The organism is Pseudomonas sp. S3_A03, from assembly GCF_054668275.1.
Map to the genome: position 1 here is coordinate 1,313,260 of NZ_CP162753.1, position 13,511 is coordinate 1,326,770.

A 13,511-nucleotide genomic window follows, 5' to 3' on the forward strand; every position below is an offset into this window, starting at 1 on the left:
CTTACGTAAGTGCAGGCACGCTTCTTTGGGATGTTCCAAACTGCCTTCCCCTGACCGGGCCTACGGTGAATGATCGTTACCTCCTCAGAGACGGGAATCGACCACAGATCTCGGTCATCTGCATTGCCCAGGGCGCACCCGGAATCCAGACGGCGAGGTTCAAGGAGGTCTAGCCACGCGGTAAGAGCCAGTTCTTGAAGTCGTACGACCTCTAGGACAGAACTGGCTCAGCCTTATCTATCCCCGCCAAACAAACCACGCATAAAACCCAGCAAAAAAAGCCGAAAATGCCCAGCATTAAGGCCGCACTCTAAAATTCCTCCTTGCCCCTGCCCTCCAAACGCGCTAAAAAAAGCCCCTCAAGTCATACGACAACCTAACAATAAATAGCCATTCTCGACAATGGCGCCATTGCCCGAGTTCTGATCATGACACCCCTGCCCCCGCTCTCTTCTCCCGACCTATCGCGGTATTGATTCTGCTCTGCATGGGCTGCGCCTTCGCCGGCAATCATGTCGCTGCGCGCGTTGCCTTTGACGATGGCGCCGGTGTGCTGCTGGCGATTTTGCTGCGCTCCGGCGGCACGTTGCTGGTGCTGGCCGGGTGGGTGCTGTGGCAACGCCAAAGTCTGCGCCTGCCGCCGGGTGCCTGGCGTTGGCAAGTGCTGTTGGGCCTGCTCATCGCCACTCAAAGCCTGTGCCTGTATTCCGCCGTAGCCCGTATACCGGTCGCGCTGGCGTTGCTGGTAGCCAACGTGTTTCCGATGTTGCTGGCACTGCTTACCTGGGCATTGGTGGCCCGCGCCCCACTGCTCGCACTGCGTTGCTGATGGGGTTGATCCTGGTGGGGCTGGTGTTTGTACTGGACGTGCCCGGGCGCCTGTCGAGCGAGGCCGGCAATGGCCCGCAATGGCTGGTCGGCGTCGCCCTGGCCTTCTGCGCCGCCTGGGTATTTACCTGCGCGCTGTGGATCACCGACCACAAGTTGTCCCAGGTACGCGGTTCCGTGCGCAGCCTGCTGACGATCTTCATCGTGTTCGCCAGCGTCAACTTTGCGGGCCTGAGTGGCGCGCTGCCCGGCGGCCTCGACACGCCGGCAACCGCGACCGGCTGGCTGGCGCTGGCCACGTTGGTGGTGCTGTATGGCACCGCCTTTATCGTGTTGTTCATGTCGGTACCTCGCCTGGATATGCCGCGAAACGCGCCGGTCATGAACATTGAGCCGCTGGCGACGCTGCTGATGGGCTGGATCGTGCTCGACCAACTGCTCAGCGTCGGGCAGATGCTGGGGGGTGTCATTGTGGTGACGGCCATCGTGCTGCTGACTTATCGCACGTCGCCCCGCCCGCCCGTCAAGGCGCAGGTCTTGCCTGGATCGAGCCCATCAGGTCGCTGCTGACTATGCAGAGGCCTCTTTTGAACGTCGCCACCTGAGCGCCGCCTCGGATAATCAGCGCTCTATTGGCGCATCCCGAGGCGTTCCCCCATGACGAGCCCTTCCACCGAACAGGTCAGCCCCCAAACCTTGCGAAAGGTGATCATCGCCGCCGGCATCGGTAACTTCGTCGAATGGTTTGACTTCGCCGTCTACGGTTTCCTCGCCACCACCATCGCCCAGCAGTTCTTCCCCAGCGGCGATGCCAGCGCGGCGCTGCTCAAGACCTTCGCGGTATTTGCCGTGGCCTTCGCCTTTCGGCCCCTGGGCGGGATTTTTCGGCATGCTCGGCGACCGCATTGGCCGCAAGCGCACCCTGGCCATGACGATCCTGCTGATGGCCGGCGCCACAACCTTGATCGGCCTGCTCCCCACCTACGCTGCCATCGGTGTCACGGCGCCGATTCTGTTGTCGCTGATCCGCTGCGCTCAGGGCTTCTCGGCCGGGGGCGAATACGCCGGGGCCTGTGCCTATCTGATGGAGCACGCGCCCAGCGACAAACGCGCCTGGTACGGCAGCTTCGTGCCGGTGTCGACGTTCTCGGCCTTCGCCGCCGCAGCAGTGGTGGCGTATGCCCTTGAAGCGTCATTGTCTGGCGAAGCGATGGGCAGTTGGGGCTGGCGCCTGCCGTTCCTAATCGCCGCACCGTTGGGTCTGGTGGGGCTTTACCTGCGTTGGAAACTGGATGAGACGCCCGCCTTCCAGGCCGTGAAACAGGAACACTCGGTCGCCCATTCGCCGCTCAAGGACACCCTGCGTCACCATGCTGCGGCGATCTGCTGCCTGGGCGCTTTTGTATCGCTGACGGCGCTGTCGTTTTATATGTTCACCACCTACTTCGCGACGTACCTGCAAGTGGCGGGCGGGCTGAGTCGGGCGGTTGCGTTGCTGGTGTCGCTGATTGCCCTGATTTTCGCAGCGGCCATTTGCCCGCTGGCCGGGCTGTATTCGGACCGAGTGGGGCGTCGGGTCACGGTGATGACAGCGTGCGTATTGTTGATGGTGGTGGTGTACCCCTCGTTCTTGATGGCCAGTTCCGGTTCGTTCGCGGCGTCGGTCGTCGGCGTGATGTTGCTGGCGGTGGGTGCGGTGTTATGTGGGGTGGTCACGGCGGCGTTGCTGTCGGAAACTTTCCCCACCCGTACGCGATATACCGCCTCGGCGATCACCTACAACATGGCCTATACGATCTTCGGCGGCACCGCGCCGCTGATGGCGACCTGGTTGATCAGCACCACGGGCAGCAACCTGTCACCGGCGTTTTATCTGATCGCGGTGGCGTTGCTGGCGCTGGCCGGCGGGTTGGCGTTGCCGGAGACGTCGAGAATTTCCCTGCATGACGTGGGCTCGGAGGAAAAAGGCGCAGCGCCGTTGCCCTTGCGTTAGGTTCGCGCGTTGCCGCTCAACGATGTCGAACACCGGCGAGACTGCGCGACCTACCCCTGGTTTCATCCTGCCTGGTAATCGGCGACCAGCTTGTCCAAAAACACAAACAGCTTCTGGTTCATTTCAGCGTAATCGTTATCTCGCAACTCGGCGGGCTGCTGAACAAAGCGGTGGTCGGTGAGCGTTCGCAATTGCGCTTCAGAGGCCTGGATCAACAATTCCACGACGTCTCTGGTGAGTTCCATATGGCATTGAAAGCCATACACCAAAGGCGTGTATTCGACGATCTGACGCGGGCAACCCTCGCTGTGGGCAATGACTTTGGCATCCGGGGTAAGCCCTGGCATGTCGTTGTGCCAATGGCCGACGTCCAAGGTGCTTCCAAAGTGCGAAAACTTTGGATTAGCCAACCCCTCAGCGGTCAGGGAAATCGCAAATTTGCCGATTTCCTTCTCGGGGCTGTGGTCGAAAGCGGCCCCCAATGCCTCGCCTATCAATTGCGACCCCAGGCAAACCCCAACCACAGCGCGTCGCGACAAAATGGCGGTGTGAATGAGCTGACACTCGGCCGCGGCGTCGAAATGCGCGCATTGTGCGGGCGTAGTCGCCGGGTCTTGTGGGCCACCCAGCACCACCAACAGGTCGAATGAGCCCGCATCGGCCGGCAGCGCTTCATTCAGGGTAGACGCGCGAATACGTCGCTTGATAACCGCGAGCGGTTACCCAGCCTTCAAATGCACCAGGGGCTTCGTAAGACTCATGCACCAGAAAATGGACGTTCAATTCTTCACCTTTAAAATGAGCGCAGGCCGCACGGCTACCAGGGGTCAATGCCTTATCCGACCAGCCCGGAAAGACACAAGGCGCATACTAATGACACATTGTGTCATTTGCAAGCTCAAAGCGATTGCAACGGCACGTAAATATCGGTCTGCCACTGATCCTGCGGTGTCTCGGGGAAAACACTCAGGTAATCGAAGAACAGCGGGTGGTCGCGAAGCTCCTCGCCACTGCCGGGCAGCCAATCGCGATAGATCGGATAAATCGATTCTGCGATGTGATCCGGCGAGCCCGTATGCCGCACCACGACGCAACGCCCGCCGGGGATAACGCGCTCAGTCACGCCAAACTCATTCGCGCTTACCGCCTCGCGCACTTCGCCGCAGATCGCAAACCGGAACTCATCGGCCGGGGTCGTATCAGGGTTACCGAACGCAATACCAAAACTGCGACTGGATGCCACCGGCGACTGTCCACTGCGCAGGCGCCACTGGATAAATTGACCCACGCTTTCACTCACCCGCGCTGGCGCACCGCAGTGCTCGAGGACGGCAACCCTGACGGCTTGAAACTCTACAATTCTTACCTGCATGACAACGCTCCTGGAAAAATGAGGGATGGCGAATACCGCGTTCCACACGTGCCAATCCGGTCGTTTTCGAAAGGCGCTCGGCGCCATACCGAACGCCCGCCTGAATGCTCTGGAAAACGCTTCGGGGCTTTCGAAGCCCGCCCCAACGGCGGCGTCCAGCACCGAATAATCAGCCCCTGGAAGACAAGCCGTGCGCCGCGCGCCGTAGTCGCATCAGTTGCACATAACGTGAAACCGGCACGCCCACGAACGCGGTGAATTGCCGGTGAAAGTGAAACGTCGAAAAATTCGCCACACGGCTCAACGTCTTCACGCACAGGTCGCCTTCAAGGTTCGCCTCGATAAAGGCGAGTACCGCATCGAAACGTTTGCTGTAGGCGGCATTGCTCGGCAAGTCAGACACTGGATAAAGGCTCCTGGATATACGCCAGGCACTAGCTTGGGCGATTGCATCGACCCGCGCCTAGCTGTGTTTGCTCAAATGGACGCCCGGCATTTACGCGGGGTTATGCCTGTGGTTTCAACGCGAAGTCGCTTGCAGAGCCAACGCGCGCATTGTCCAGCCGCCTCACGCCACTTGATGCCACGAAGGACCTGAAAAAACTAGACTCCTGGGACCACTCACTCCGTGGAGAGCCAACATGACTGCTAAAAACACCCTCTGCCTCTGGTACAACGGCACCGCCGAGGAGGCTGCCAACTTTTACGCCAAGACCTTCCCCGACAGCGCGGTGAACGCCGTACGCCGGGCGCCGAGTGATTTCCCGTCCGGCAAACGAGGCGACGTACTGACCGTCGAATTCACCGTACTGGGCATCCCTTGCATCGGCTTGAACGGCGGCCCGATGTTTACCCATAGCGAGGCGTTCTCGTTCCAGATCGCCACCGATGATCAGGCCGAAACGGATCGATACTGGAACGCCATTATCGACAACGGCGGCCAGCCCAGCGCTTGCGGCTGGTGCAAGGACAAGTGGGGGTTGTCGTGGCAAATCACGCCTCGCGTGTTGACGGATGCGGTGGCACACACCGATCCGCAAATAGCTCGGCGTGCGTTTGAAGCGATGATGACCATGACAAAAATCGACATTGCCGCCATCGAAGCCGCCGTGGCTGGGCATTCAGCAGGTCATACTTGACACATTTGCTGACATCCCCTGAAGATGGAGCCCTTCTTCAGGGTGTGTCAGCTTATGTCCGCAACCACGTGGGTTAACCTTTACGTCATTGGCTCGGTTGCCAAGGCGCAAGGTTGCGTGGCGCACGCCCTCAAATCGAAGAAACAGTCGCTCATGTGACCGGGGCGCGCTGTCCCGTCAGATGAGCTGACAGGACATTGAGCGCGGACTCCCTCCCCCTTGCACAATTGCCCCTGCCCTTCTGACGGTGACTTGACTGGTCCATCCTCAGGAGAAAATGCATGTCATCGTTTCAAGGTATCTGGGTTCCCGTAGTCACACCGTTCAATCACGGCGCCATCGACTTCATCGGCCTGCGCCGGCTGGTCGGCCATCTGCTGGAAAAGCACGTGGCCGGGATCATGGTGTGCACCACCACCGGCGAAGCTGCCGCGCTCAGCCGAGAGGAACAACTGGCGGTGCTGGATGCGGTGTTGCAAGTGGCGCCCGCGCACCGTGTGGTGATGGGCCTGGCAGGCAATAATCAGATTGAGTTGTTGGGGTTTCAGAGCGAAATCCTCAAGCGCCCGGTGGCGGGCTTGCTGGTGCCGGCGCCAAGTTACATCCGCCCGTCCCAGGCCGGCCTTGCGGCGTTCTTTCGCACCGTGGCGGATGCGTCCAGCGTGCCGATCATTCTCTACGATATTCCCTACCGCACCGGCGCGACCTTTGAGCAGGCCACCTTGCTGAGCATCGTCGCCCATGAGCGCATCGTGGCGATCAAGGACTGTGGCGGCAACCTGGGTAATACCTTGGCGCTGTTGGCCAGTAGTGAAGTGGACGTGTTGTGCGGCGAGGATGTGCAGATCTTCAACGCCCTGTGCCTGGGTGCCACGGGGGCGATTGCGGCGTCGGCCCATGTGCGCACCGAAGAGTTCGTGGTGCTGTGCCAGCAAGTACGGGATAACCAATGGGTCCAAGCGCGGGCCACGTTCTTCGCATTGTTGCCGCTGATCAACACCTTGTTCATTGAACCCAACCCGGCCCCCGTGAAGGCCGCCCTGGCGTTACAGGGCTTGATCGGCAGCGAGTTGCGGGCACCGCTGCAAAGCGCCAGCGACGCGACCCGGACTCAACTGAACAGCCTGCTCAGCTAGCCCCGCGGGCAACCAGGAACCCATGTGGGAGGGGTTTGCGTCCTCCCACATTGTTGAAACGCCTACATCAGCCTGCCGAGGTGACGCGAGCCCGCGCGCTGTGCAGCTTTTTGTAGCTCTCGATCAAACGCAGATGCCGGTCCAGCCCTTCCAGCTTGATGCTGGTCGGCGTCAAGCCGTAGAACCGCACGCTGCCGTCCACCGACCCCATCACTGCGTCCATGCGCTCATCGCCGAACATGCGGCGCAAGTTGACCGCGTAATCCGCCCGTTCTAGGTCGTCGTCCAGTTCTATCTCCAGCACCGCGTTCATCGCCTGATAGAACAGCCCACGTTCGGCGGTATTGTCGTTGTACTGCAGGAACATCTCTACGCATTCCTTGGCTTCTTCATACTGCTTCAAGGCCAGGAAAATCAGCAGCTTCAACTCCAGGATGGTCAGTTGGCCCCACGCCGTGTTGTCGTCGAACTCGATGCCGATCAGCGTGGTGATGTCGGTGTAGTCGTCCAGCTCGCTTTCGATCAGGCGCTCGACCAACGCTTGCAGCTCATCCTCGTCAAGGCTGTGCAGGTTGAGGATATCGGCGCGGAAGAACAGCGCTTTGTTGGTGTTGTCCCAGATCAGATCGTCCACCGGGTAGATTTCCGAGTAATCCGGTACCAGGATGCGGCAGGCGGTGGCGCCGAGGTGTTCGTACACCGCCATATAGGTTTCTTTGCCCATGCCTTGGAGAATGCCGAACAAGGTCGCGGCCTCTTGGGCGTTGGAGTCTTCGCCCTCGCCCGAGAAGTCCCATTCGACAAATTCATATTCCGACTGCGCGCTGAAAAAACGCCACGACACCACGCCGCTGGAATCGATGAAGTGTTCGACGAAGTTGTTCGGCTCAGTCACGGCCTGGGCTTCGAAGGTCGGCTGCGGCAAGTCGTTCAAGCCTTCGAAACTGCGGCCTTGCAGCAGTTCGGTAAGGCTGCGCTCCAGCGCCACTTCCAGGCTTGGGTGAGCGCCGAACGAGGCAAACACGCCGCCGGTGCGCGGGTTCATCAAGGTCACGCACATCACCGGGAATTCACCGCCCAGCGACGCGTCCTTGACCAGTACCGGGAAGCCCTGGGCCTGCAAGCCCTCAATGCCCGCCACAATGCCTGGGTACTTGGCCAGCACCTCGGCCGGCACGTCCGGCAGGGCAAATTCCCCTTCGATGATTTCGCGCTTGACCGCCCGCTCGAAGATCTCCGACAGGCATTGCACCTGGGCTTCGGCCAAGGTGTTGCCCGCGCTCATACCGTTGCTCAGGTAAAGGTTTTCGATCAGGTTGGACGGGAAGTACACCACCTCGCCATCCGACTGGCGCACGAACGGCAGCGAAACAATGCCACGCGCTTCGTTGCCCGAGTTGGTGTCGAACAGGTGCGAGCCGCGCAACTCGCCTTCGCGGTCGTAGACCTTGCGGCAGTAGGCGTCGAGGATTTCGCTGGGCAATTCGTCGTTGGGTCCCGGTTGGAACCAGCGCTCATCCGGATAGTGAACGAACGGCGCGTTGGCCAGTTCCTCACCCCAGAACTGGTCGTTATAGAAGAAGTTGCAATTGAGCCGCTCGATAAACTCGCCCAGCGCCGACGCCAAGGCGCCCTCTTTGGTCGCGCCCTTGCCGTTGGTGAAGCACATCGGCGAGTGCGCATCGCGAATATGCAGCGACCACACGTTAGGCACGATATTGCGCCACGAGGCGATCTCGATCTTCATCCCCAGGCCGGCGAGGATCCCCGACATATTGGCGATGGTCTGCTCCAGCGGCAGGTCCTTGCCGGCAATGTACGTGCCCCCCTTGCGAGGTACTGCCGGGCATCAACAAGGCCTGGGCATCGGCGTCGAGGTTTTCCACTTCCTCGATCACAAACTCCGGCCCGGCCTGCACCACTTTCTTCACGGTGCAACGGTCGATGGAGCGCAGGATGCCCTGGCGGTCCTTATCGGAGATATCCGCCGGCAACTCCACCTGGATTTTGAAGATCTGGTTATAGCGGTTTTCCGGGTCGACGATATTGTTCTGCGACAGGCGAATATTGTCGGTGGGGATATTGCGGGTCTGGCAGTACAACTTCACAAAGTACGCCGCGCACAACGCCGACGAAGCGAGGAAATAGTCGAATGGCCCCGGCGCCGAACCATCGCCCTTGTAGCGAATGGGTTGGTCGGCAATCACCGTGAAGTCATCGAACTTGGCTTCAAGCCGGAGGTTGTCGAGAAAGTTGACCTTGATTTCCATGGGGGCACACCAGAATACGGGCTAAACAAAAATGGCGGCCATTATGAGGTTTTTCGTCGACTGATTTCAGGCTTTTGACCAATGGCGGGCGAAATAGCCCATGTGCATTAATCTTCTGCCGGTTAGTGCCGATGCACTGGGTGCAACCAGGGAGTAGTCGGAATGCGCAATAACCAGCCCGTAACACAACGCGAAATTTCACTCGCACCATCGCAAAAACTTATCTCTGCCACCGATACGCAGGGTGGCATCACCTACTGTAACGATGCTTTTGTCGAGATCAGTGGCTTTGAACGAGCCGACCTGATCGGCGCCCCGCAGAACATCGTGCGTCACCCCGACGTACCCCCGGCCGTCTTTGCGCACATGTGGAGTGCGCTGAAAAAAGGCCTGCCGTGGATGGGGATCGTCAAGAACCGCTCGAAAAACGGCGACCATTACTGGGTCAACGCGTACGTTACGCCGATCTTCGAAGGCAGCCGGGTGGTGGGTTTCGAGTCGGTGCGGGTCAAGCCCAGCGCCGACGAAATCCGTCGCGCCCAGGCGCTGTATCGACGCCTGGGCCAAGGCAAATCCGGCGTTTCGCTGCAGGATGCCTGGCTGCCGGCGCTTTTAGGCTGCGCGCCCTATGCCGTCACCGGTGTTGCCGGCGCCCTCGGCGGGCTGTTCCTCAGCGCACCGGCCGCCATCGCCGTGGCGGTGGCCGTCGCGGTACCGGTGGGCATGCTCTGCGCACGCTGGCGCCAAGGCAGCACCTTGCGTTTGTTGGAGGGGGTCGAACCCTCGACGTCGGATGCCTTGATCGCCCAGATGTACAGCGACGCACGCGGCCCTCAAGCGCGGTTGGAAACAGCATTCCTCAGCCAGCATGCACGCCTGAAAACCTGCCTCACGCGCCTACAGGACAGTGCCGAACAACTCAGCGCGCTGGCCGGGCAATCCGATCAATTGGCGACCGCCAGTTCCAGGGGCCTTGACCGTCAGCGCGTCGAAACCGAACAGGTCTCGGCGGCGGTCAACCAGATGGCGGCCACCACCCAGGAAGTCGCGAGCCATGTGCAACGTACCGCCGACGCCACCCAGCAAGCCAACGTGCTGACCGGCCGCGGCCGCGAAGTGGCGCGCGATACCCGCGAGGCCATCGAGCGATTGTCTACCGTGGTCGGCGAGACGGGCGCCACCGTGGCGCAACTGGCCCGCGACAGCGATGAAATCGGCAGCGTGGTGGACGTGATCAAAGGCATCGCCGATCAGACCAACCTGCTGGCGCTCAACGCCGCCATCGAAGCCGCCCGCGCGGGCGAACAAGGCCGTGGCTTTGCCGTGGTGGCCGATGAAGTGCGCCAACTGGCACAGCGCACCTCGCAGTCCACGACGCAGATCCACGCCCTGATCACCCAATTGCAAGCGTCTTCCAACAATGCCGTGCTCAGCATGGAAAACGGCCAACGCCAGGCCCAGGAAGGCGTGGCCTGGGTGCTGGAAGCGGATCAGGCGTTGGTGGGCATCAGCGAAGCGGTGTCGCACATTACGGAGATGACCACCCAGATCGCCGCCGCCACCGAAGAACAAAGTGCCGTCGCCGAGGAGATCAGCCGCAACATCACCACCATCGCCGAGTTGGCCGACCAGACCTCGCTGCAAGCCCATCAATCCACCGGGTTGAGCAAAGAGCTGACCAACACCGCCGCCACTCAATACGCGCTGGTAGAACGTTTCAATCGCTGAGTAAAACGCGGCGGGGCTTGAGCGCGTTGACCAGACGCGCTCAACCGCGAGACTGCACGAACAACCGGGCTTTACGCGTCAACTGATCCAGGTGCCGATCCCGCTGTTTCTCAGCGTCCACCATGGCGCGCTTGCCGTGTTTCTGCAGCAGGTAGGTGTGGATCTGGCGCACCTCCAGCGAGCTGTAGATCGGCGCGACATCCAGCACGCCCATCAAGCCATCGGTGGCGTAGTCGCGGGTGTTCATCAGCACTTGGGTGCCGCGCGCAGCGCGTACCTGAAACCCATGGCTTCGAAGGCCGCGACCTTTTCCACCGCACAGGCCAGTTCGGCATGGGGGTAGCGCGCGAGCACGTCCTGCATCATGCCCCGCGCCACGCCCTGTCGGCGGCAACCGGCCTGCACCGCCATAAAGGCAATGCCGCACGCCTGGGGATCATCCTTGACCGGCAAGCACAACAAAAAGCCGAGAACCCGCTCGGCATCCTGCGCATCGGTGGCGACGATCAGTTCCACTGCAATGCCCTTGTCGCCCTTCAGCGCCTCCAGGTACAGGTGCACTTCAAAGCCAATCGCATACTGGTAGATGTTGTAGAGCAGGTTGCTCGGCGGCAGCGCCACGCTACTGATGTCGGTGAGGTTGTCCACCACCAGTTGCAGGATCTGGCCATTGATGGTCTCGGGGCACGGCGTGGTGTAGCGGGTAAGGCTGAACATGCAAATTCCTGGGTTTCGCGTCAAGGCGGCGGCGATTGTACCTGTTGCGCAGGGGTTATTGCCCACACACCTCACGCAAGCAGCCACGCAGCCAACGATGGGCGAGGTCCGCGTCCAGCCGTGGGTGCCAGAGCATCGCCACGGTGAAGGTCGGCAAGCTGACCGGCAGTGCAAAGCAGAACAGGTCGTGGCGGTGGGCGGTGTAGCGCTCGGGCACGCTGGCGATCAAGTCGCTGTCGCGTGCCAGGGCCATGGCCGTGGAGAAGCCGGCAACGATGCTGGTGATCTGTCGCGTGAAGCCCAAGCGCTCGAGCGCAGCGTCGATCTGACCACGGTCCTGCCCGCGACGCGAGACGTAGACGTGCCGGCCCTCGGCAAAACGCTGTGCGCTGATGGCGCCCCGGCTAAGGGGATGGCCCTTGCGCACCACGCCGATCAAGCGGTCGCGAAACAGCGCCTGGGTCAACACTTCGGGGCTGGCGGCGGGGTCGACCACACCCGTTTCCAGATCCACCCGGCCATCGCGCAGCAAGGCGCTGTCCTTGTCGGTCTTGTTGACGAAGCGCAGGCGCACCCCAGGCGCCTCTTGGGCGATACGCGCGAGCAACGCCGGGCCCACGTGCTCGACGAACTCTTCACTGGTGCGCAGGGTGAAGGTGCGCTCTACCTGATGCATATCCAGGCTCAACGTCGGGCGCAACACGGCGTGTGCGTCCTGCACCAGACGGCTGACCTGTTCGCGCAACTCCAGCGCTCGCGGGGTTGGCACCAGGCCACGACCGGCACGCACCAGCAGCGGGTCGCCGGTGGTGTCGCGCAGACGCGCCAGCGCACGGCTCATGGCCGAGGCACTCAGGCCCAGGCGCTTGGCTGCGCCGGCAACGCTGCCTTCGGCGAGCAGCACATCCAGGGTGATCAGCAGATTCAGATCGGGCATCAGCGCTCCTTGGCAGGCGTCATATGCAGGTATTGAGTGCAAACCATGCGCCTTCCGCCATGTTAGGCCACGCCGTAGAGTTGTGACAGTTGCAGTCACTCAAGGAATCTCCCATGCCCTCCTCCCCACGCGGCGGTCTCGTCAGCCTGTCGTTGTCCATGTTGCTGGCGTCCCTCGGCACCAGCATCGCCAATGTCGGCCTTCCCAGCCTCGCGCTGGCGTTCGATGCGTCGTTTCACGCGGTGCAGTGGGTGGTGTTGGCCTACCTGCTGGCGATCACGGCCGTCATCGTCAATGCCGGCCGCCTGGGTGATCGCCTCGGGCGCCGCCGCCTGCTGCTGGGCGGGTTGCTGTTGTTTACTTTCGCCTGCGGCGTATGCGCCGTGGCGCCGTCGCTGAATGCGTTGATCGCCGCGCGGGTCCTGCAAGGGCTGGGCGCGGCGAGCATGATGGCGATGGCCCTGGGCATGGTCGGCGATACCGTCACCAAAGAGCGCACCGGCCGGGCGATGGGCTTGCTCGGCACCGTGTCGGCCGTGGGCACCGCCATGGGGCCCAGCGTGGGTGGGATGCTGCTCAGCCTGTGGAGCTGGCGCGCGTTATTCCTGGCGGGCATGCCCCTGGGGCTGCTGGCGGTGGCGCTGGCGTGGCGCTGCCTGCCGCCGGATCGGCACGGCACGCAGTCAGCCGCGCGGTTGAGCCTCTGGGCGCCGCTCAACGATGCAGCGCTGCGCACAGGCCTGGCAATGAGCACGTTGATCGCCGCCGTGATCATGGCCACCTTTGTGGTCGGGCCGTTTTACCTGTCCCGCGGCCTGGGCCTGGGCCCTGAGTGGATGGGCCTGGCGCTGGCCGTCGGGCCGTGCGTCGCGGCGCTCACCGGCGTACCCGCCGGCCGCCTCACCGACCGCCTCGGCAGCCAGCGCATGACACGCGCCGGGCTGGGCATTCTGGCGTGTGGCGCGCTGCTGCTGTCGTTGACTTCGGGGTTGATTGCCTACCTGGCCGCGCTGATGATCCTGACCACGGGTTACAGCCTGTTCCAGGCCGCCAATAACACAGGCGTCATGAGCGATGTAGAGGCCGCACGCCGGGGGACAATCTCCGGTTTGCTCAACCTGTCGCGCAATCTGGGCCTGATTGTCGGCACCTCGGCCCTGGGCGCGGTGTTCGCCTGGGTCACCCCCAACGTCACCCGCGCCGCGCCGCAGGCGGTGACGCATGGCTTGCACGCCACCTTCGCCGTGGCCGTCGGCTTGATCCTGGTCGCCATGGCGATGGCATGGGGCCACACCCGTGCGGCGAACGGCGTGCAGAACACCCGTTGAGGCAAAAAAACAAAAAAGGCGTTGCGCCAGACCGGGTTACATCGCGCATCATGGGCACTTTCA

General features: G+C 61.9%; 6 protein-coding genes and 6 pseudogenes. 7 read left to right on the top strand and 5 right to left on the bottom strand.

The annotated features are described in order from the left end of the window. Positions 1 to 487: 487 nt before the first annotated feature. Both AB4O25_RS05760 and AB4O25_RS05765 read left to right on the top strand, forming a co-directional pair. A pseudogene (locus AB4O25_RS05760) lies at positions 488 to 1,398 on the top strand (EamA family transporter). Between the two features lie 87 nt (positions 1,399 to 1,485). Beyond that, positions 1,486 to 2,821, top strand: a pseudogene (locus tag AB4O25_RS05765) (MFS transporter). 62 nt (positions 2,822 to 2,883) lie between these two features. Here the strand turns inward: AB4O25_RS05765 and AB4O25_RS05770 are convergent. Together AB4O25_RS05770 and AB4O25_RS05775 are read right to left on the bottom strand one after the other, a co-directional pair. Then, positions 2,884 to 3,456, bottom strand: a complete 573-nt coding sequence (locus tag AB4O25_RS05770) for a glutamine amidotransferase-related protein (protein WP_460150946.1) — start codon at positions 3,454 to 3,456, stop codon at positions 2,884 to 2,886. Positions 3,457 to 3,719: 263 nt separating this feature from the next. Then, positions 3,720 to 4,596 (bottom strand): annotated as a pseudogene (locus tag AB4O25_RS05775) (AraC family transcriptional regulator). Positions 4,597 to 4,834: 238 nt separating this feature from the next. Between AB4O25_RS05775 and AB4O25_RS05780 the strand changes: the two are divergent. Beyond that, positions 4,835 to 5,332: a VOC family protein gene (locus tag AB4O25_RS05780; protein ID WP_017528459.1), complete on the top strand. Its 498-nt coding sequence runs from the start codon at positions 4,835 to 4,837 to the stop codon at positions 5,330 to 5,332. A gap of 281 nt (positions 5,333 to 5,613) precedes the next feature. Then, positions 5,614 to 6,468 (top strand): 4-hydroxy-tetrahydrodipicolinate synthase, encoded by an 855-nt coding sequence (dapA, locus tag AB4O25_RS05785; protein ID WP_460150640.1) that lies wholly within the window; start codon positions 5,614 to 5,616, stop codon positions 6,466 to 6,468. A gap of 67 nt (positions 6,469 to 6,535) precedes the next feature. Here dapA and AB4O25_RS05790 read toward each other — a convergent pair. Next, positions 6,536 to 8,738: pseudogene (locus AB4O25_RS05790) on the bottom strand (OsmC domain/YcaO domain-containing protein). A 162-nt stretch (positions 8,739 to 8,900) separates the two neighbouring features. Between AB4O25_RS05790 and AB4O25_RS05795 the strand changes: the two are divergent. Both AB4O25_RS05795 and AB4O25_RS05800 read left to right on the top strand, forming a co-directional pair. Next, positions 8,901 to 9,173 (top strand): annotated as a pseudogene (locus AB4O25_RS05795) (PAS domain-containing protein); the annotation flags it as partial. A 258-nt stretch (positions 9,174 to 9,431) separates the two neighbouring features. Further along, on the top strand, positions 9,432 to 10,466 hold the full coding sequence (locus AB4O25_RS05800; RefSeq protein ID WP_411736591.1) for a methyl-accepting chemotaxis protein: 1,035 nt from the start codon (positions 9,432 to 9,434) through the stop codon (positions 10,464 to 10,466). 40 nt (positions 10,467 to 10,506) lie between these two features. Here the strand turns inward: AB4O25_RS05800 and AB4O25_RS05805 are convergent. Next, positions 10,507 to 11,183, bottom strand: a pseudogene (locus AB4O25_RS05805) (GNAT family N-acetyltransferase). Between the two features lie 55 nt (positions 11,184 to 11,238). Next, positions 11,239 to 12,120 carry a LysR family transcriptional regulator gene (locus tag AB4O25_RS05810; RefSeq protein WP_017528465.1) on the bottom strand — a complete coding sequence of 294 codons (882 nt, stop codon included), beginning with the start codon at positions 12,118 to 12,120 and terminating at the stop codon, positions 11,239 to 11,241. A gap of 113 nt (positions 12,121 to 12,233) precedes the next feature. On the opposite strand from AB4O25_RS05810, the gene AB4O25_RS05815 reads away from it, so the two are divergent. Then, the gene (locus tag AB4O25_RS05815) at positions 12,234 to 13,448 is read left to right on the top strand and encodes an MFS transporter (protein ID WP_460150641.1); all 1,215 of its coding nucleotides are present in this window, start codon (positions 12,234 to 12,236) and stop codon (positions 13,446 to 13,448) included. The last annotated feature ends 63 nt before the right edge of the window (positions 13,449 to 13,511 follow it).

Coding starts and splice junctions, on each gene's coding strand:
- dapA (WP_460150640.1), top strand. CDS start 5,614: ATGTCATCGTTTCAAGGTATCTGGGTTCCCGTAGTCACACCGTTCAAT.
- AB4O25_RS05810 (WP_017528465.1), bottom strand. CDS start 12,120: ATGCCCGATCTGAATCTGCTGATCACCCTGGATGTGCTGCTCGCCGAA.
- AB4O25_RS05815 (WP_460150641.1), top strand. CDS start 12,234: ATGCCCTCCTCCCCACGCGGCGGTCTCGTCAGCCTGTCGTTGTCCATG.
- AB4O25_RS05780 (WP_017528459.1), top strand. CDS start 4,835: ATGACTGCTAAAAACACCCTCTGCCTCTGGTACAACGGCACCGCCGAG.